Annotated in this window: 15 protein-coding genes; 4 read left to right on the forward strand and 11 right to left on the reverse strand. The window is 73.6% G+C overall.

Annotated elements, in window-relative coordinates; all coding sequences use genetic code 11:
• Positions 1–17: 17 nt before the first annotated feature.
• From ACIPYS_RS36950 to ddaH, 6 genes are all read right to left on the reverse strand, one after another.
• Positions 18–1,043 carry an ABC transporter substrate-binding protein gene (locus ACIPYS_RS36950; protein WP_400754553.1) on the reverse strand — a complete coding sequence of 342 codons (1,026 nt, stop codon included), beginning with the start codon at positions 1,041–1,043 and terminating at the stop codon, positions 18–20.
• A gap of 121 nt (positions 1,044–1,164) precedes the next feature.
• On the reverse strand, positions 1,165–2,634 hold the full coding sequence (locus ACIPYS_RS36955; RefSeq protein WP_400754556.1) for an MFS transporter: 1,470 nt from the start codon (positions 2,632–2,634) through the stop codon (positions 1,165–1,167).
• A gap of 122 nt (positions 2,635–2,756) precedes the next feature.
• A complete protein-coding gene (locus ACIPYS_RS36960; RefSeq protein WP_400754559.1) occupies positions 2,757–4,199 on the reverse strand; it encodes a cation:proton antiporter in 1,443 nt (480 codons plus the stop codon).
• A 205-nt stretch (positions 4,200–4,404) separates the two neighbouring features.
• Positions 4,405–5,928, reverse strand: a complete 1,524-nt coding sequence (locus tag ACIPYS_RS36965; protein WP_197698701.1) for a tryptophan 7-halogenase — start codon at positions 5,926–5,928, stop codon at positions 4,405–4,407.
• Positions 5,929–5,962: 34 nt separating this feature from the next.
• On the reverse strand, positions 5,963–6,208 hold the full coding sequence (locus ACIPYS_RS36970) for a phosphopantetheine-binding protein (protein WP_093858495.1): 246 nt from the start codon (positions 6,206–6,208) through the stop codon (positions 5,963–5,965).
• A 620-nt stretch (positions 6,209–6,828) separates the two neighbouring features.
• Positions 6,829–7,692: a dimethylargininase gene (gene ddaH / locus ACIPYS_RS36975; protein ID WP_093858496.1), complete on the reverse strand. Its 864-nt coding sequence runs from the start codon at positions 7,690–7,692 to the stop codon at positions 6,829–6,831.
• 323 nt (positions 7,693–8,015) lie between these two features.
• Between ddaH and ACIPYS_RS36980 the strand changes: the two genes are divergently transcribed.
• Positions 8,016–8,870 (forward strand): ABC transporter ATP-binding protein, encoded by an 855-nt coding sequence (locus ACIPYS_RS36980; RefSeq protein ID WP_400754564.1) that lies wholly within the window; start codon positions 8,016–8,018, stop codon positions 8,868–8,870.
• A gap of 88 nt (positions 8,871–8,958) precedes the next feature.
• On the opposite strand, the gene ACIPYS_RS36985 is transcribed toward ACIPYS_RS36980, so the two are convergent.
• On the reverse strand, positions 8,959–9,588 hold the full coding sequence (locus ACIPYS_RS36985; protein ID WP_093858498.1) for a TetR/AcrR family transcriptional regulator: 630 nt from the start codon (positions 9,586–9,588) through the stop codon (positions 8,959–8,961).
• A gap of 97 nt (positions 9,589–9,685) precedes the next feature.
• Here ACIPYS_RS36985 and ACIPYS_RS36990 point away from each other — a divergent pair, with 97 nt between their 5' ends.
• Positions 9,686–11,182, forward strand: a complete 1,497-nt coding sequence (locus ACIPYS_RS36990) for an APC family permease (RefSeq protein WP_400754568.1) — start codon at positions 9,686–9,688, stop codon at positions 11,180–11,182.
• A 90-nt stretch (positions 11,183–11,272) separates the two neighbouring features.
• A complete protein-coding gene (locus ACIPYS_RS36995; protein WP_400754571.1) occupies positions 11,273–13,009 on the forward strand; it encodes an amidase in 1,737 nt (578 codons plus the stop codon).
• Positions 13,010–13,031: 22 nt separating this feature from the next.
• On the opposite strand, the gene ACIPYS_RS37000 is transcribed toward ACIPYS_RS36995, so the two are convergent.
• Entirely contained in the window at positions 13,032–13,589 is a 558-nt protein-coding gene (locus ACIPYS_RS37000) for an exonuclease domain-containing protein (protein ID WP_400754574.1), read from the reverse strand.
• A 593-nt stretch (positions 13,590–14,182) separates the two neighbouring features.
• Here ACIPYS_RS37000 and ACIPYS_RS37005 point away from each other — a divergent pair.
• Complete coding sequence (locus ACIPYS_RS37005; RefSeq protein WP_400754577.1) at positions 14,183–14,962, forward strand: ricin-type beta-trefoil lectin domain protein; 780 nt, start codon at positions 14,183–14,185, stop codon at positions 14,960–14,962.
• A gap of 73 nt (positions 14,963–15,035) precedes the next feature.
• On the opposite strand, the gene ACIPYS_RS37010 is transcribed toward ACIPYS_RS37005, so the two are convergent.
• The 3 genes from ACIPYS_RS37010 to ACIPYS_RS37020 all read right to left on the reverse strand — a co-directional run.
• The gene (locus ACIPYS_RS37010) at positions 15,036–17,861 is read right to left on the reverse strand and encodes a TIM-barrel domain-containing protein (protein ID WP_400754580.1); all 2,826 of its coding nucleotides are present in this window, start codon (positions 17,859–17,861) and stop codon (positions 15,036–15,038) included.
• 383 nt (positions 17,862–18,244) lie between these two features.
• The gene (locus ACIPYS_RS37015; protein ID WP_400754582.1) at positions 18,245–19,117 is read right to left on the reverse strand and encodes an SIS domain-containing protein; all 873 of its coding nucleotides are present in this window, start codon (positions 19,115–19,117) and stop codon (positions 18,245–18,247) included.
• A 127-nt stretch (positions 19,118–19,244) separates the two neighbouring features.
• Positions 19,245–19,711 (reverse strand): amidohydrolase family protein (locus ACIPYS_RS37020; RefSeq protein WP_400754585.1); only part of this gene is annotated, 467 nt, incomplete at its 5' end.

Below are 19,711 nucleotides of genomic sequence, written 5' to 3' on the forward strand. Positions count from 1 at the left end.
GCCGGGCCGGCGCCGGGTCAGAGCGACGTGAGGACCTGCTCCAGCTGGTCGAGGATCCGGACGGCCTCGGGGTAGCGGCTGGTGAAGAACGCCGGGACCGGGTGGACCTGGCCGTTCCTGGCCGCCTTGAGGTTCTTCCAGTTGGCCTGGCCGAGCAGTTCGGTGGTCTCGGCCGAGGGCTTCCCGCCCTCCTCGTCGCCGTCGACGAGGATCACGTCGGCGGACTCCAGCTTGCCGATCTCCTCGAAGGAGAGGTCGGCCCAGGCGTCGGTGAAGGTGACGCCCGGCAGGGTGGCGAACCTGGCGCCCGCGTCCTTGACCACCAGGCCGAGCCAGGACTTGCCGTCGTAGGCGGAGAACTTGCCGGGCTCACCGGAGTTGACGATCGCCCAGTCGGTCCTGGCCAGCTTCTCGGCATAGGTCGCCTTCAGCCTGGCGGCCTTGTCCTCGTACTGCTTCTTCACCGCGAGTCCGGCCTCCGGGTGCCCGGCGGCGTCGGTGACCTTCAGTGAGGTGGGCAGGAGTTCGTCCGGGTTGCCGATGCCGAAGGAGACCACCGGGGCGATCGGCCTGAGCTTGTCGATCTGGAACTGAACCCGCTTCGGGGCGGAGATGACGATCAGATCGGGCCTGAGCGAGGCGATCTTCTCGAAGTTCAGCTCGTTGCCCTCGCCGACCAGCGGGATCTCCTTGACCTTGGCCTTCTGCTCGGCGGAGAGCGCCGCGTCGTCGATCGAGGTGACGCCGACCATCGGGATGCCCGCGTCCAGGAGCCAGGCGGCGGCGTAGGAGAGCCCGACGATCCGCTTCGGGTCGGCCGGCACGGTGATGTCGCCGTCCGGGGTCTTCACCACGCGCGTGGTGCCCGCGGTGCCCCCGGCCGGGGACGCGGCGCCGCTGCCGCCCTCGGAGGTGGTGGAGCAGGCGGCGGTGAGGACGACGAGCGCGGCGGCGAGGAACGCGGCGATCGCGGCGCGCGGGCGGCCCGTCCGTGGTCCGGCGCCGGCCGGTCCTCGCTGCGCGGCTGTGGTGTGACTGGTCACCTGGGGTGCCTTTCGGTTCTTCGGTTTCTTCGACGGGCCGCGGCCTGCGGGGAGGCGGGCCGCGGCCCGGGTCCCGACGGACGGACGACGGTGCGGCCGGGTCGGGAGATCGGGGGTGGGCTCAGGAGGTCGCGGGCGCGGCGGCGGCGGAGGGGGCAGTGGTGGGAGGGGCCGTGGCGGCGCTGTCCTTGTCCGTCTCCGGGTCCGCATCCGGGTCCGTCTTCAGGTCCGCCTTCGGGTCCGCCTTCGGGTCCGCTTCCGAGTCGTCGGCCGCTTCCTCGTCCTCGTCCTCGTCGGGCAGGGTGGCGTTGCGCAGGCCCGGGACGGTCAGCGCGACGGCGACGGCGGCCAGGGCGCAGATCACGCCGTTGATCACCGCGGCGCCCCCGGGGCTGAACCAGCGGGCGAGCAGCGCGACTTCGGCCTCGCCGCCGATCTCCCCGGTGGTCCCCTGGGCGGTCACGAAGCCGGACATCCGCCCGCGCAGCCGGTCCGGGGTGTGGTGCTGGAGCAGCGCGTAGTCGAGGATGGCCGCCACCGTGCCGGCCGCGCCGGCGACCGCGAGGGCGAGGAAGGCCGGAACCACGGAGGGACTGAGGCCGAAGCCGACGATCGCGAGACCCGACACCAGCACCGCGCCGATCAGCACCGCGCCGGGCCGTCGGCTGCGGCCGATCCAGCCGCTGGTCGCCGAGGTCAGCACCGCGCCCACGGCCGGAGCGCTGTAGAGCAGGCCGAGCATGACCGTGCCACCGCCGTAGCGGACGTCGACGAGTTCGGGAAGCAGTACCACCGGGACCCCGAACAGCGAAGTGGCGCCGCCGAGCAGCAGCAGACCACCGACCACCCGGTGGCGCAGTGCGTACCGGACGGCTCCCAGCAGCGAGTTGTCGGCCCCGGAGCGAGGCCCCTCGGCTCCGCCCCCGGCGCCGGCGCCCCGGTCATCCCGGGCCTCGGCGGGCTCGTCCTCCTCGGGCTCCTCGAAGACCGGCGGCAGCGGACGGAGCCGGGTGACCAGCAGGGTGGTGACCGCGGTGGTGGCGGCGGTGACGGCGAACGCGGTCCCCGGCCCCGCGGCGGCGAGCAGCATGCCGCCGAGGAAGGGCGCCACCACGGAGCCGATCTCGGTGGTCAGGGCGAGCAGCGCGCCGGCGGCGGGCAGTTGGTCCCGGCGCACCAGGGTCGGGGCGACGGCCATCAGGGCGGTGATGCTGACGCCGGAGGCGAGGCCGTCCCAGGCCACCCAGGGGAAGACCGCCCAGAGCTTCGGGGAGTCCTGGTAGGCGTTGACGGCGAGACCGGCGAAGGCGAGCGTGGCGGCGGCCCGGGCCGACACGATCAGCATGCGGCGGTCGTGCCGGTCGGCGAGCACACCGCCGACGAGGGAGCCGATGAGCACGCTGACGCTCATCACCATGCCGACGGCGGCCACCGTCAGGGTCGAACCGCTGAGGTCGTACACCTGCGAGGCCAGGGCGACGGTCGCGACGCCGAGGCCGAACAGGGAGACGGTGCGGGCGATGAACACGGCCCGGAAGTCGCGGCTCGCGCGCAGCGGCTCGATGTCGATCAACAGATCGCGCAGGGACACTCGGGGGCTCCTGGGGAGAGAGGCTGCCGGTCGCGGGCGCGCCGACGGGGCCGGGTGGGACGGGCGTTCCCGGCCGGGGGCGGGAAGGGAATAGGCAGGGACGGAAGGCGGCAGGCGGAGTGCTAGCGGCTCGGCGGCCGGACCGGAACGTCCGGGGTTGCGAGCCCGGTGGCCGCCTCGCTGTCGCCCGGCCCGCCGCCCCGGCCCGCACCGGCGGCGCTCGGCACCACAGCGCTCGGCACGGCAGCACGCGGTACGGCAGCACGCGGTACGGCAGCACGCGGTACGACGGCCCGCAGCAGCGGCCCGGTCATCACGGTGGTGATCAGGGCCATCAGCACGATCACGGTGTAGCCGCGTTCGCTCAGCACCCCCGCCGACAGGCCCACCGAGGCGACGACCACCTCGATCGCACCGCGGCAGTTGAGCCCGACGGCCACGGCCAGCCCCTGCCGGGACGGGAGGCCGGCGAGCCGGGCCCCGCCGTACGCGCCGGCGATCTTGCAGCCGACGGCGACGGCGAGATAGCCGGCCGCCCAGAGCAGGGTGCCCGGGCCCCCGAGGGCGGTGAGGTCCATCCGGAGTCCGGCGACCGCGAAGAACACGGGGGCCAGCACGGTCAGGGTGACCGGCTCCAGTTGGGCGCGCAGCCGCGACCGGTGGTGGGGCGATCGGCCGATCAGCACTCCGGCGGCGAAGGCGCCGAGCAGTCCGTCCGACCCGGCCGCCTGGGCCGCGACGGCGAGCAGCAGTACCAGGACGACGGCGGTGAGCAGTTCACCGTGTCCGCCGGCTCCGGTGGCACCCGCGGTCCCCGTGGCACCGTCCCCGGCCGGAGTCCCCCTGCGCGGCAGCCTGGTCAGGACCGCGTCGACCAGCCGGGGGCCGGCCAGCAGGACGGCGGCGGTCAGCAGGACCAGTCCGGCCAGCGGGGCGGCCAGCGCCCCGATCCCGGCGGAGGGCCCGGAGGCGACCGTCACAGCGGCCAGCGCCAGCCAGCCCAGTGCGTCGGAGGCCAGCGCGACGGCGAGGATCATACGACCGAAGTCGGCCTGCATGAAGCCGAGTTCGGACAGGATCCGGGCCACGACCGGGATCGAGGAGATGCTCAGCGAGACGGCGACCAGCAGGACGAAGGCCGCGTCGCCGGCCCGCGCACCGGCGAACGACGCGGGCAGCGCGAGCGCCAGGGCGAGGCCTGCCGCGAAGGGCAGCAGCACCGCCCCGGCGCCGATCAGCAGCGTGGGCCGACCGAGCCGCCGCACCGCGTTCAGGTCGGTGTCCAGGCCGGTGAGCAGCAGCAGGAACGCCGCTCCGAGCCAGGCGACGGCGTTCAACGGTGCTCCGAGCAGACGCTCCTGAGGGATCATCAGCCGTGCGCCGTCCGACCAGAGCAGGCCGAGGACGGACGGGCCGAGCAGAACGCCGGCGAGCAGGTGTCCGATCACGGCGGGCTGGCCGAGCCGCCGGACCCCGGCCCCGGCCGCGTGCGCCAGCGCCGTGATCGCCAACAGCTGTACCAGCAGCGCCCATTGGGCGTGCTCGCCGAGGGAGGGGAAGCCCACCGGTCCGCCGACCTGCCTTTCTGTTCTCGTGGGACGGACTCCGCCTGCGGGGCGGGTCCCTGGGGTCGGCCGTCCCCGGCCGCCGGGCGCGGAGCCGCCCGACAGCCGGGGCCGCGTCCGGCCGGGGTGGTGCGACCGGCCGGAGCGGTGCGTTCCGCCGGAGTTGTCCGACCGGCCGGAGCGGTGTCCGGTCCGGCCGGTGCGGTCAGCCGGTGGCGGGCTCGACCCAGGACAGGCCGTCCGGGCCCGGCACCAGCCCGCCTTCCAGCAGCGGGGACTCCTTGGTCCCGGTGCCGAGCACTCCGCGCCGCTGGATGTCGTTCATCTCCTGCATGACGTCGCCGACGACCTTGGCGCCGAACAGGTGGTCCATCCGCTCACCGGACTCGGTCTGCATGGAGCCGGTGGCGGCGACGGCGTCGGCGAGCGACTTCGAGGAGGAGGCGAACCGTTCGGCCAGCTCGGCCGGACCGGTCAGCGCCCGCTCGCGGGAGGCGACCCCGCCGACCAGGGTGACGAAGGCCTCCAGGTCGGTGGAGTCGAAGGCGGTGACCTTCTTGGCCTTCCAGAAGTAGTTCTCCTCGTTGCCCTGCATGTCGTAGAAGGCGCTCAGGAACTCGTAGAACACCGCGTACTCGCGCCGGTAGCGGCCCTCGAACTCCTCGAAGGCCCGCTGCTCCGTCAGGTCGCCCGCCAGCACGCTGTTGATCGAGCGCGCGGCCAGCAGGCCGGCGTAGGTGGCGAGGTGGACGCCGGTGGAGAAGACCGGGTCGATGAAGCAGGCCGCGTCGCCGACCAGGGCCATGCCCGGCCGCCAGAAGCGGGTGTTGGCGTACGAGTAGTCCTTGCGGACCCGGAGTTCGCCGTAGGTGCCCTCGGTGACCCTGGTGGCCTCGGAGAGGTAGTCACGGACGATGTCGCAGCGGTCGACGAAGCCGAGAAGTGCCTTCTCCTGCTCCTGCTGCGTGCCCTGGATCTCGGGGGCCTTCGCCCGGCTCACGACGGCGCCGACGCTGGTGAGCGTCTCGCTGAGCGGGATGTACCAGATCCAGCCCTCGTCGAAGGCGGCGCAGAGGATGTTGCCCCGGTCGGCTCCCGGCAGGCGCTTGCCGCCCTCGAAGTAGCCGAACAGCGCGAGGTTCTTGAAGAACTCGGAGTAGACCCGCTCCCCTCCGGCGTGCCTGCTGATCCGCGTCCTGTTCCCCGAGGCGTCGATCACCCAGCGCGCCGTGGCCTCGTGCCGGCGGCCGTCCGGGCCGGTCCAGCGCACCCCGCTCACCCGCTCGCCGTCCTCCAGCACCTCCCCGACCGCGCAGTTCTCGCGCACGTCGACGCCGTGCTTGGCGGCGTTGCGCAGCAGGATGTCGTCGAACTTCATCCGCTCGACCTGGTACGCGTACGAGGTGGGCCCGGAGAGCTCGGGGGCGAGCGCGAAGAGGAAGTTCCACGGCACGGGGTTGGTTCCCCAGCGGAAGCTGCCGCCCCGCTTGACCATGAATCCGGCCCGCTCCATGTCGTCCTGGACGCCGAGCAGGCGACAGATGCCGTGCACCGTGGCGGGCAGCAGCGATTCCCCGATCTGGTAGCGCGGGAAGGTCTCCTTCTCCAGCAGGAGGACCCGGTGTCCGTGCTTGGCGACGAGGGTGGCGGCGGTCGAGCCACCGGGGCCGCCGCCGACCACGACGACGTCGAACTCCTCGTGCAGCGTGGGCTGTTCGGCAGTACTCAAGAGTGTTTCCTTCTGGGCGGTGGGACGGGGGCGGTCACTTGTCGCGGAGCAGTTCCCACCAGCGGGTGAGGGTGGCCCGGCCGGCCAGGTCGACGAAGGTGACGTCGGTCCCCGTCTCGTCGCGCCACTGCTGGACGAGGGTCATCAGCCGGATGGAGTCCATGCCCTGCTCGAGCAGGAGCTCGTCGTCCTCGAGGTCGCCGGGGTCGACCCGCAGGACGTCGGCCACGTCCTGCCGTATGCGGTCCAGGCTCAGCCTCGGGGCGGGATTCTCGGCCATCGACAGCCGTCCTCTCTTCGGTCTGCGAGCGACTTCGGGGCACGGCGGCGGTCCGGTGATCACGGCACGTCCGGCGCGGCCCGACTTTCCCGATGTCAGTAAGGTTAGCCTTACCTAAGTTGGTTCGCGGCACTCCCGTCAAGCCCCCTCCCGGCGGGAACCGGCAGGCCGGGCCGGTCCCGGACGGGCCGTCAACTCGGCCGCGAAGGAGGCGGAAGGCGGCACCAGCGGGGAGCGAAGGCCGGGATTCCGGCCCGGCGGCGACGAGGCGGGCCCATGGCGGTGGCGCCGGCCGGAGGGGCGGGACGGGCAGGTCCGTGACGGACGCCACAGGCGGGCCGCGGGGAACGCGGCGAACGGACACGCCACAGGCGGGCCGCGGGAAACCTCGGGAACGAACACGCCACGGACGGGCGCACCCGGCAGCGGGCACGGCGAAGCCGCCGGGCGCGCGGCGATCACGCCACCACGCGCCCGGCGGCTCCACTCCCCCACCCCCGCAACCCCTCGCCGCACGGCGCCACCGCGGGCGGGGACAGATCAGGGGCGGTCCGGCCCCGAGGGCAGGCCGAAGCCCGGCCCCGCCGTCGGGCGGGGCCGGGCCGGCTTCCGGGCCAGGGTCAGGAACGCAGCTCCAGCGTGCAGCACTTGACGCTGCCACCGGCGTACAGCAGTTCGGTGAGGTCGACGCCGATCGGCTCGAACCCCCGCTCGCGCAGCCTCCGCTGGAGGCCGGTAGCAGCGGCCGGGAGCAGCACGTGACGGCCGTCCGAGAGCGCGTTCAGCCCGAACACCACGGCGTCCTCCTCGTCCGCGAGGATCGCGTCGGGGAAGAGCTCGCGCAGCACCGCCCGGCTGCCCGCACTGAACGCGGGCGGGTAGTACATGACTTCGTCGTCCGACAGCACGGCCAGCGCGGTGTCGAGATGGTAGAAGCGCGGGTCCACCAGCGTCAGCCCGATGACCGGGACCCCGAAGAACTCCTGTGCCTCCGCGTGCGACCGCCGGTCGGTCCGGAAGCCCGACCCGGCGAGGATCCGGCGGCCCACCACCAGGTAGTCGCCCTCGCCCTCGTTGATGTGCTCGGGCCAGTGCAGCTCCCGATAGCCGTTCCCGGCGAACCAGTCGAGGTAGGCGGGCCCTTCGGCGGTCCGCTCGACGTGCCGGAAGCGGGCTCCCAGCACCTTCCCGTCCAGGACGGTGGCCCCGTTGGCCGCGAAGACCATGTCGGGCAGGCCCGGCGCCGGTTCGATCACCTCCACCGTGTGGCCGAGGCTCTGGTACAGCTCCCGCAGGGCGGTCCACTGGGCGAGGGCGAGGCCGGGGTCGACCGGCTTGCCGGGGTCCATCCAGGGGTTGATCGAGTAGGTGACGTCGAAGTGCAGCGGCTCGCACATCAGGAAGCGGCGCGGCGTCGCGACGCGGACGCGGTGCGCACCGGCGGCCTTGACGAGCGGGGTGGGGATCGTGTCCGTTGCAGGCATGTAGACCTCCGGTGAGACTCGACTGGTTCTGTGCACGGCACAGGGGGAAGCCGGGCCGAGGGGATCGCCCTCGGCACCGGGCCGGGGAACGGCTCGCGCGCGAGCCGGCGAGCGGTCGGGCGGGACGGCGAGGGAGCGGTCGAACAGGAGAGCGGCGAGCGTGAGAACGGGAGAGCCGGGGTGCGGGGTGGCGCATCGGCGGTACCGGGATCACTCCGGCCCGCCCCTTCGGGAACGCTCCAACGTAGTTAGGTTAACCTTACCTTACTAACTCTCGTGCGCACCCGGTCCCCTGTGGACCCGTCACCGGAAGTGGAGCTGCCGTGCCCCCCGCACCGACCACCACCGCCCCGACCGCCGACACCCCCTCCGCCGCCGGGGGGCGGCTGCGCGCGGAGAAGGTGACGCTGCGGTACGGCGAACGCGCCATCGCCACCGAACTCTCGGTCGCGGTGCCGGACGATTCGTTCACCGTGGTCGTCGGCCCGAACGCCTGCGGCAAGTCGACCCTGCTCCGGGCCTTCGCCCGCCTGCTCAAGCCGGCGGCCGGCCGGATCCTGCTCGACGGCGAACAGATCCGCTCACTGCCCGCCAGACAGCTCGCGCGCCGGCTGGGCCTGCTCCCGCAGAGCTCCACCGCCCCCGACGGCATCACGGTCGCGGACCTGGTGGCCCGCGGCCGCCATCCGCACCAGGGCCTGTTCCGGCAGTGGTCGGCGGAGGACGACCGCGTCGTCGCCGAGGCCATGGCGGCCACCGACGTCGGCGCCCTCGCCGGCCGCTACGTCGACGAGCTGTCGGGCGGTCAGCGCCAGCGTGTCTGGCTCGCCATGGCCATCGCCCAGCAGACCCCGCTGCTCCTGCTGGACGAGCCGACCACCTACCTCGACATCGCCCACCAGGTCGAGGTGCTCGACCTGTGCGCGCGACTGCACGGGGAGCAGGGGCGGACGCTGGTCGCGGTGCTGCACGACCTCAACCAGGCCGCGCGGTACGCCACCCACCTGATCGCCCTGCGCGACGGCGTGGTGGTCGCCGAAGGGGCACCCCGGGAGATCGTCACGGCCGATCTGGTCGAGCGCGTCTTCGACCTGCCCTGCCAGGTGATCGAGGACCCGCAGACCGGCACCCCCCTGGTCGTCCCGCTCGCCCCGGCCCGCCGCGCCACCGCCCGCTGACCTCCGCCCCGGGGTACGAACGCCGGCCGACCGGTCGTGGCCGGAGGCCCGACCGGACGGGACCTGATGCCCGACCGGACGGCGCCGGCTACCGGGTGCGGAGTGCCACGCCGTCGACCAGGAGGCGCAGCCCCAGTTCGAAGCCCCGGTCGTCGAGCTCCGTCGCGCCGCTCCCGTCGGCGTAGGCGCCGTCGAGGGCGTCCGCGAGGGCCGGATAGTCGGGCCGGTAGCCGGCCGGCTCCCGGGTGAACCCGGCGCCGAAGGTCTCCAGGGCGGAGCCGAGGACGAGGAAGTCCAGGGCCGCGGCGACCTCGGCGGCGTCGGCCGGGCCGAGCCCGGCCCGGCCGAGGAGGGCGAGCAGCGCGTCGTAGCCGCGCAGGGCGTTGTCCGCCACGACCCGGCGGCGGGCGAGCAGGGAGACCGCGTTCGGGTGCCGGACGAACACGGCGCGGTAGCCGCGCGCGTAGGCGGCGAGGCCGGAGCGCCAGTCGGCGTCGGCCAGCGGCGCGTGGTCGATCTCGCTGTTGACCAGCTCGGAGACGGTGTCGACCAGCGCGTCCTTGCTCTCGATGTGGTTGTAGAGCGAGGCGGCCTTGACCCCGAGGCGTTCCGCCAGCGCCCGCATGGTGAGGCCGTCGGGACCCTCGTCGTCCACCACCTGGAGCGCCGCGCGCGCGATCCGCTCGCGGGTCAGCACTGCCCTGCTCGGTCGGCCCACCGAAAGATCCCCTCTTCCGCTCTTCCTGTTCAGAGGCTATCGTGCCGGATCAACAGCGGACGCTAACAAAGTTAGTTTTATCTGGAGGGCGCAGCACGTGGCCGAGAACACCCCGACCGACGACGACCGGCTGGCAGCACTCGGCTACCGGCAGGAGCTGAGACGCAGCCTGAACGTGCTCGGCAACATCTCCATGGGCTTCGCCGTCGTCTCCCCCGTCGTCGGGCTGTACGCGGCCGTCCAGGTCGGCATGAGCGTCGCGGGCGGGGCCTGGGTCTGGGCGCTGCCGCTGTGCCTGCTCGGACAGTGCCTGGTCGTCGCCGTCTACTCCGAGCTCGCCTCGCAGTGGCCGCTGGCCGGCGGCGCCTACCAGTGGAGCAAGCGCCTGGCCGGTCCGGCGGTCGCCTGGCTGAGCGGCTGGCTGTGGCAGTTCGCCGTGATGTTCGGCAACACCACCGTCGCCTATCTCGCCTCCCCCTGGCTGTTCGCGCTGTTCGGCGCCGTCCCCACGCCCGCCGAACAGGTGCTCGCCTCGGTCGGCTTCGTGCTGCTCTGCACCCTGGTCAACGCCTACGGCATCAACCTCCTGCGCCGCATCGTCGGCCTCGGGATCGCCGCCGAGGCGGTCGCCTCCGTCGTGGTCGGCCTCACCCTGCTGCTGTTCTTCCGGGAGCACGGCTTCGGCCTGCTCACCGACCTCCTGGACGCGCCGAAGGCCCTGGGCATCGGCGACACCGGTGCCGTGCTCGCGGCCGTGGCCGTGGCCGGCTGGGCGTTCATCGGCTTCGACGCCTGCGTGTCGACCGCCGAGGAGACCAAGGACGCCTCCCGGCAGGTGCCCCGGGCCATGTGGTGGTCGCTGATCGCGGTCGGACTCGTGGTGATCCTCAACGCGGTCGCGGTCGCGCTCGCCCACCCCGCCCCCGCCGAGGTGGTCGCCCGCCAGGACCTCGACCCGGTCACCACCGCCGTCACCCACGCCTTCGGCGGCTGGGCCGACAAGCCCTTCGTCCTGGTCGTCCTGATCAGCTTCACCGCCTGCCTGATGGCCTCCCAGGGCGGCGCCGCCCGCGGCCTCTACTCGCTCGCCCGCGACGACGTCTTCCCCTTCTCCCGCCACGTCCGCAAGGTCAACCGGCACCGGGCACCGATCGGCGGTCTCCTCGCCGCCGCGCTGGTCAGCTGCGCCGCCCTGCCGCTGGGGCTGAGCACCTCGGCCATCGGCAGCCTGATCACCTTCGGCGGCGCCGCCACCTTCGTGCCGTTCTTCCTGCTCACCCTCGTCGCCCTGGTCGCGCGCCTGCGCGGCGGCTGGACGCCCGCCGGGGCCGTCCGCTACGGGCGTCTCGGGACCCCGCTGAACCTGCTCGCGGTGCTGTGGACCGGCTTCGAGGTGGTCAACATCTGCTGGCCGCGCGCCGTCCTCTCCCCGGCCGGTGCGCCGTGGTACCAGATCTGGGCGGCACCGCTCGGCGTCGGCACGGTGACCCTCGCCGGGCTCGGCTACCTGCTCGCACGCCGCCCCGACCGGCGGATGGGCGAGGCCGACGGGGACCGCCCGCTCACGGAGGAACTCGCGCCCGCCGTCCTCTGACACCCGCCTGCTCCAGCGTTCCCTTCCACCGACCTGCTCCACCGACCTGCTCCACCGCTGTTCCACCGAATCACCTTGGAGACGAACCCCATGACCCACCCGTTCGACGTCGTCGAGACCGGTATCGCCGACCTGCGGGCCGCACTCGAAACGGGCCGGACCACCGCCGTCGCCCTGCTCGACGCCTACCTGGCGCGGATCGACGCCTACGACCGGCCCGGCACCGCCACCGCGCTCAACTCGCTCGTCGTGATGAACCCGGACGCCCGCGCCGACGCCGAGGCCTCGGACGCCCGGCGCGCGCGCGGCGAGAGCCTCGGCCCGCTCGACGGCATCCCGTACACCGCCAAGGACAGCTACCTCGCCAAGGGCCTGACCGCCGCCGCCGGCTCCCCGGCGTTCGAGCACCTCGTCGCCCAGCGCGACGCCTTCGCGATCGAGCGGCTGCGCGCCGCCGGCGCCGTGCTCATCGGCCTCACCAACATGCCGCCGATGGCCAACGGCGGCATGCAGCGCGGCGTCTACGGCCGCGCCGAGAGCCCCTACAACGCCGACTGGCTGACCAGCGCCTACGGTTCCGGCTCCTCCAACGGCTCGGGCACCGCCACCGCCGCCTCGTTCGGCGCGTTCGGGCTCGGCGAGGAGACCTGGTCCTCCGGCCGCGCGCCCGCCTCGTACAACGCCCTGTGCGCCTACACCCCCAGCCGGGGCGTGATCTCGGTGCGCGGCAACTGGCCGCTGGTCCCGACCATGGACGTCGTCGTCCCGCACACCCGCACCATGGCCGACCTGCTCGAACTGCTCGACGTCGTCGTCGCCGACGACCCGGACACCCGCGGCGACCTGTGGCGGACCCAGCCCTGGGTGCCGATCCCCGCCCCGTCCGAGGTCCGGCCGGACTCCTACCCGGGGCTGGCGCCCGCCGACACCGCGGCGGCCCGGGCAGCGCTCGCCGGCAGGCGCGTCGGCGTGCCCCGGATGTACATCAACGCCGACCCGGAGGCCGGCACCAACCCCGAGGGCGGCATCGGCGGCCAGACCGGTCAGCGGATCGAGACCCGCGCCTCGGTGATCGACCTGTGGGAGGCGGCCCGCCGCGACCTGGAGGCCGCCGGTGCCGAGGTCGTCGAGGTCGACTTCCCCGTCGTGACCAACTACGAGTCCGACCGCCCGGGCGCGCCGTCCCTGAAGACCCGGGGGCTGATCGGCCCCGACTTCCTGGACCGCGAGATCCTCGATCTGTCCGCCTGGGCCTGGGACGACTTCCTGCGCGCCAACGGGGACCCGGCCCTGCCGAGCCTGACCGAGGTCGACGCCGACACCATCTGGCCCAAGCACCAGGGCGAACTGCCGGACCGCTACGACGGTTTCGACGACACCATCGTCGACTACCCGCGCCAGGTCCGCGAGCACCCCTACGCGTCGGTCACCGAGATCCCGCTCCTGGAGCAGGGACTGCGCGGGCTGGAGGAGACCCGCCGGATCGACCTGGAGCAGTGGATGGACGAACTCGGCCTGGACGCCGTGGTCTTCCCCGCCGTCGCCGACGTGGGCCCGGCCGACATGGACGTCGTCGAGGCCTCCGCGGACCTCGGCTGGCGCAACGGCGTGTGGGTCGCCAACGGCAACCTCGTACCGCGCCACCTCGGCATCCCGACCGTGACCGTGCCGATGGGCACCATGGCCGACATCGGCATGCCGGTGGGCCTCACCTTCGCGGGCCGCGCCTACGAGGACACCGCCCTGCTCCGCCTCGCCGCCGCCTTCGAGGCCACCGGCGACCGCCGCACCACCCCGCCGCGCACGCCGCGCCTCCCGTCCGCCTGACGGGCCGGGGCGGGGGCCCGCGCTACGGCCAGTCGCCGCGGGCCGCGACGGCCAGGACCAGGGCGGCGATGTTCCACGCGTCGTCGTCGCCCCGGTGGTGGCGGCCCTCCAGCGGGAGGCCGGCGACGGTGAGGGCCTGGGCCATGCCCGGCCGTCGGCGCAGGCCGTAGGAGGCGGTGAAGGCCGCCTTGGCATTGGTGTGGTGGTGGCCGAAGGGGTACTCCGCGCCGGTCCGCCGGCACTGCCGGGTGAACTGGTTCCGGTCGTAGTCGCCCCAGCTGGCCCAGGGTGTCGCGCCGGTCCGGTGCACGGCCGCCAGCGTCCGGCACGCCTCGGTGAAGGAGACGCCCCCGGCCACCTCGGCCGGGGTCAGCCCCGTCAGTTCGGTGCAGAACGGGCTCACCTCCGACCGGGCCGGGCGCACCAGCAGCCGGTGCTTGGCCAGCCGCTCGCCCGCCCGCAGGTCGACCACGGTGAGCCCGATCTCGATGATCTCGCTCACCTGGCCGGGCGGCGGCTGCCCCTCCCAGCAGGTCGCCTCGACATCGACCACGTTCAGCAGGGGCGCGTTGACGTCCATGGGGCCGAGGGTAGGGAGGGCGGCGGCCTCCGGTCATCCGGTTTTCCGGGCCCGGCAGGCGGGTTCGTGCCAGACCGTGCGCACGACCCGTGCGTCCCGGGTGAGGTGTTCGCTGGACCACGTCCCGCAGCAGCGGCCCGCCCGGCGCGTCCGGGCGGGGAGCACGGGCCCCGCGGTACGGGCGGGCACGACGGCTGCGGGAGCGGCAGAACGGCGGCGGCGCTTGTGCTGGGGCTCGTGCTGGGGTGTCGTCATGCCCCGGGCTCTGCCCGCACCGCCCGGGGGTCGAACCGGCCTTCACCCGTACGGAGCACCGGCGCCACCCGCCGCCCGGCCGGGGCGAACTGCCCCGGCCGGGACGACCGACCCCCCGTCGGGGGGAGCCGCGAGGACCGTGCTACCCCCGTGGGGGGATCTCGGCGGATCCGCGTTGACGGTGGTTGCGGCGTCCCGGAGGCTGACTCGCGGACCGGCCGGATGCCGGACACAACTCGCGCCGCAACAAGCCGGGTCGGCTTCCACCAGGACCTGCCGGGCACCGTCGACCGGTGCCCGGCACGCCACCCTTCCGCAGCCCCGAGAGGACGTTCCCGATGCGCCGTACCCTGGCCGCACTGGCCACCTTCCTGCTGGCGGTGGCCGCCGCGATCGCCACCCCCTCGGGCGCGCTCGCCGTCCCCGCGCCACCGGTGCCCGCCGTCGTCCCCGCACCGGTGGCGGCCACCGCCGGGGCGGCCGCGGCCGAGAACTGCCGGACCTACGTCGTCGACGGCTACCGCTGGTTCGGGGAGTGCACCGGCCTGGACCCGCGCCGTACCTGGCGGCTCCAGCTCTACTGCGCCTGGCGGATCAACGGCCGCGTGTACGACTACTACGCCGACAGTTCGGTGATCGCCGGCGACGCCACGACCGAGCTCAGCTGCAGTCCCGGGAAGGCCGTCGAGGTGCGGATCCTGCTCGGCGACCTGCTGCCGCCCGAGCCGGCCGGGCCGGTCGGCGCGATCACCGGGCTCGCGGGCAAGTGCGTCACCGTCCGGGACAACCGTCACGAGGACGGCACGCCGGTCGAGCTGTTCGACTGCAACGGCGGCTACGGCCAGTCCTGGCGGGTGGGTACCGACGGCACGGTCCGCTCGCTCGGCAAGTGCCTGGACGTGGCGGGCGGCGGCACGGGCAACGGCAACGGCGTCCAGCTCTACGTGTGCAACGGCACGGGTGCCCAGCAGTGGCAGGTCCGGCCGGGCGGCCTGATCGTCAACCCGCAGTCCGGGCGCTGCCTGGACGTCCCGAGGGCCGACGCGAGCAACGGCAACCGGCTGATCATCTGGGACTGCGCCGGCGGCGTCAACCAGGTCTGGCGGCTCCCGGCCTGACCGCGGGCCCTCGGTACCGCGCGTCCGGCGCGGTACCGAGGGCCCCTTCGGCTGCCGTTCGGTCGGTCGCGGGTCAGCCGGCGGCGGCTCCCGGTGGCGCCTTGGTCCCGGTGGCCGTGAGCTCGGCCGCACTGGTCCAGGGCCCCCGGCCGCCCGCCTCGCTCAGGACCCGCAGGCGCAGGTAGCGGCCGGAGGTGGCGGTGAAGGACACCTGTTGCGCGGCGGCCGTGTCGGCGAAGGAGCCGGTGGCCACCGGGCTGCCCCAGGTGGTGGCGCTGTCGGAGACGTAGACCTCGTACCGGCCGATCCGGCCGTTGACGCCGCCGTCCTGCCGGGGCAGCTGGCCGAGGCCGTCGACGGCGTAGCGCGCGCCGAGGTCGATCCGGATCTCGTGCGGCAGCGGGGCGGCGCCGCCCGACCACTTGGTGTGCCAGATCGTCGCGGGGTTGCCGTCGATCGCGTTGGCGGCGGCGCCGTTCTCGCCCGCGGTCTCCTCGCTGTCGGCGCCGAGGACCTTCCAGCCGGTCTGCGGGATCGGCTCGGACCTCGTGCCGACCGGGGTCCCGGGCGCCGCGGTGATGCCGGAGGCGGTCACGGTGAACGCCCCGGACCGGCTGCCGGCCTTGATCCACAGCACCCCGGCGCGGTCGGCCGGGTCGTAGTACCAACCGCTGCTCGCGCTGTCGTAGGCGGCCTTTCCGGCGAGAGCGGGCAGCGGCGCCCCGCCGACCGAGACCGAGGTGGGCGCGGTCGCGCTGTGCACGGTGAACTCGTAGCCGCGCTCGGCGGCCTTCCCGGTGTAACTGCCCTCCGCCGCACCGACGCTGATCACGGCGTCCCCCCAGCCGGTGGCCGGCGCGTGCACGTCCACCCGCTGCCGGGCGTAGGCGCCGTTCTGGTACGCCCGGGTCACCCCGTCGTCCTCGTAGAGGCTGAAGGCGGAGTCGCCGCGCGGGTACACGTCGTAGGTCAGGGTGGAGACGGCCTTCTCACCGGTGTAGTTCATCTGCGGCCACATCGGGACGATCGCGCCCGCGCGGACGAACAGCGGCAGGGTGTCGAGCGGGGCGGCGTAGCCGTCCAGCCAGCCGGGGCCCTGGTAGACCTTGCCGGTCCAGTAGTCGGTCCAGCTGCCGGCCGGCAGGTAGATCCCGTTGCGGACGGCGGTGTCGCTGACGACCGGTGCTACCAGGAAGGAGTCGCCGGCCATGAACTCGCCGGAGGTGGCGTTGCCCCGGGCCACCGGGTCGTCCGGGTACTCCAGCACCAGGGCCCGGGTGGAGGGCACGCCGGTCTCGTTGGCGGTCCGGCCCATGGTGTAGAGGTAGGGCATCAGCCGCATCTTGAGCTGCAGGTACTTGCGGTTGATCGACGCGTACGGTTCGGCGAACCGCCACGGCTGCTTGTCCTGGTACCCGGCCGAGGGGTTGGTGGCGCCCCAGCCGGACATGGTCATGAACGCCGGGGTGAAGGCCTTCCACTGGAGGTCGCGGACGTAGGTCTGCGGGCTCCCGCCGAAGATGCCGTCGATGTCGCCGGAGGCGTAGTTGAGGCCGGAGAGTCCGGCGCCCGCGATCGAGGGGACGTGCCAGCGCATGGCGTCCCAGGTGCCGCTGGTGTCGCCGGTCCAGACGACCGCGTTGCGCTGGGTGCCGGCCCAGCCGTCGACGGTCCAGACGAAGCGGCGGGCGTCGGAGTTGTCCTCGATGCCCGCGACCGCCTGCTTCACCCCGTCGAAGGCGTACTTGTAGCCGCTGCCGATCCAGGCCACGTCGGTCTTCACGGCGCGGGAGCCGGCCGTGCCGACCTCCTGGTCGATGCCGGAGAGGCCGGTGGAGGTCCACAGTCCGGTCCGGAAGCCCTTCTCGTTCAGGGCGGCGACGGTGGACGGCAGTTGGGTGTAGCCGCAGCCGTAGCCGTCGTTGGGCAGGATCCAGCCCGAGGGCATGTCGGCGGCGCGGGCGTCGGCGGCGTAGCCGACCACGTCGGGCGTGGTCCGGTGACGGGCGCGGTTGTGGTCGCCCTGGTAGTCCGGGTTGGAGGCGTTGAAGCAGTCGGCGTTGCCGAGTTCCAGGCCCCACATCGGCGCCAGGAACGGCTTGCCGGTGACGTCGGTGTAGCCGTCGAGCACGTCCTTGAGCGAGTTGCCGGCGAAGTACCAGGCGTCGAAGCGCTTCTCGTCGTGGCTCAGCGCGGTCGGGGCGCGGAAGTCGTACGAGCCGGGTGCCCAGGTGTTGCGCATGACGCCGTAGCCGTTGGTGGACATGTAGAACGGGGCCGGGCTGGCGTTGGTGCCCTCGGTCCACTTGTTGGAGACCGCGACCGGGACGGTCCGGTCGCGCAGGGCCCACTCGCCGAGGTGCAGTCCGGTGCCGTAGAACTGCTCGTCCGCGGCGCGGCCGAGGTACTGGGTGGTGCGGCCGGCGCTCCAGCTGGTCGGCTGGGACTCCGCCCACACCAGGGTGGTGTCGTCGGCCCGGTAGAGCGCGAAGGTCAGTGGCTTCTTGTTGATCCGCAGGCTGATGGCGGGGGTGCCGATCCGCCAGTACGCGCCGGCGTCGGTGAGGGTGGCGCCGACCGTGCCGAAGGAGGTGGTGGTCGCGAGGTCGGAACCGGCCGGGTCGTCGGTGAAGGAGCCGTCCGGCGAGAGCCAGATCCGGAACACGTCGGCGCGGGCCACGACGATCCGGACGGCGGCGGCACTGGACGTCCGGACGGTGAAGGTGTCACCGGCGCGGGTGACGGAGGCTGCGTTCCCGGCGGTCGCGGCCCGGGCTGGAAGGGCCGGGCCGAGCGCGGTCAGCAGGGCCCCGAGCAGGGTCAGGATCAGGGCGGCGGCCGTCCGGCGGTGGCGGACGGCCCGTGGTCGGCGGGTGGGGGGAGCGGCGGCAGAGCTCACGCTGTCCTCCTGGGGAGGGAGTGAGGAAGGCCCGCGCGTCGATGGGGCCGCAGGCCGGGGAGGGCGGTGCCCCGCCATGACAGCAAGGTTCATGACATGTCGTCAAGTGCTTGAACTAAGGGTTTTTCAAGCATTATTGAGCAGACATTTGCATACCGCGAGCAGGCCGGGCGGCGCCGGAACGGCCTCCGGCCCCTGCGGACCGCGACGGTCCGACAGGGGCCGGAGGTCCGGCCGACGGGCCGGTGGGGGCTAGGGGTTGTCTGACAATTCCCGCCGCGCGCACGACGCCCGGCAGCCTCCCTCCGAGGGCGGCACCCGGTGCACGGCCGACGTCCCGGACGGGGCGGTGACGGCCGGGCCGGGACGACCGAGCGGGGCGGTCACGGCCGGTCCAGCACGATCGAGCGGGTCAGATTGCGCGGTCGGTCCGGGTCGAGGCCGAGGGAGACCGCCACCTCGACGGCCAGCCGCTGGGCCCGCACCAGGTCGGCGAGCGGATCCAGCGGGGAGACCGAGACGGTGGCACCCAGGGCCCGGACCTCGCCCTCCAGTCCGGCGGGCGGGGCGCCGAAGAACCAGACGGCGCTGGTCGGCGCGGTGACGCTGACCGGACCGTGGCGGTACTCCATCGCCGGGTAGGACTCGGCCCAGGAGTACGAGGCCTCGCGCACCTTGAGCGCCGCCTCGTGGGCGAGGCCGCAGGTCCACCCGGCCCCGAGGAAGGTGAACTGCCGTGCCGCGGCGACCCCTTCGGGCAACGGCCGGGCCAGCGCCAGTTCGGCCTGGGCCGGCAGGTCGGCGGGGGCGAGCCCGAGCCGGGCACGGAGCAGGACCAGCGCGGTGGTGGCGAACCGGGTCTGCACCACGGACCGCTCGTCGGCGAAGTCCAGCACCACCAAGGAGCGGGCCGCACCGGCGACCGGGGTCGCGCCGTCGGCGGTGACGGCGACGGTCTCGCCCGAGCTCACCCGCCCGAGCGCCTCGACGACCTCGGTCGTGGTGCCGGAGCGGGTGATCGCCAGCACCCGGTCGTAGCGCCGCCGGTGGGGGAACTCCGAGGCCGCGAAGGCGTCGGTCTCCCCCAGTCCGGCGCCCTCCCGGAGGGCGGCGTAGGCCTGCGCCATGTACAGCGAGGTGCCGCAGCCGATCACCGCCACCCGCTCGCCCGGCTCCGGCAGCCCCCGGGGCGTCAGCTCGAGTGCGCGCCGCCAGCAGTCGGGTTGACTGGCGATCTCCGCGTCCACATGGCTCATGACTGTCCTCCAGGCAGAGTCTGCTCGAATATGCTTAATCTATAGACCCAGGAGCCAGTTTTGCGCAATATCGATCACCAATGTGCAACCCGCACCGTCCGACCGCCCCTTCGCCTGCGGCGGGAGGTCAGGCGGTGGTGATCGGGGCGAAGCGGTCGCCGCCGGTGATCCACTCGCCGCGGCGCATGACGGCGACCAGGTCGTAGCCGGTGGAGTCGACGACGACGAGGTCGGCGAGTTTGCCGGTCTCCAGGGTGCCGACCCGGTCGGCGAGGCCGAGCAGCCGGGCCGGGACGGTGCAGAGCGACTCCACGGCCTGGTTCAGGCTGAGGCCGCTGACCGTGAGGCAGCGGCGGAACGCCCGGTCCAGCGTGAGGGTCGATCCGGCGATGGAGCTGCCGTCGGTGAGCATCGCCACGCCGTCCTTGACCTCGACCTGGAGCGGGCCGAGGGGGTAGAGGCCGTCGCCCATGCCGGCGGCGCCCATGGCGTCGGTGACGAGGGCGACCCGGGAGGCGCCGGCGGTGCCGTAGGCGAGGTCGAGCACGGAGGGGTGGAGGTGGACGCCGTCGTTGATGAGTTCGACGGTGACCC

The sequence above is a fragment of the Kitasatospora sp. NPDC089913 genome, assembly GCF_044748625.1.
Classification (GTDB): domain Bacteria; phylum Actinomycetota; class Actinomycetes; order Streptomycetales; family Streptomycetaceae; genus Kitasatospora.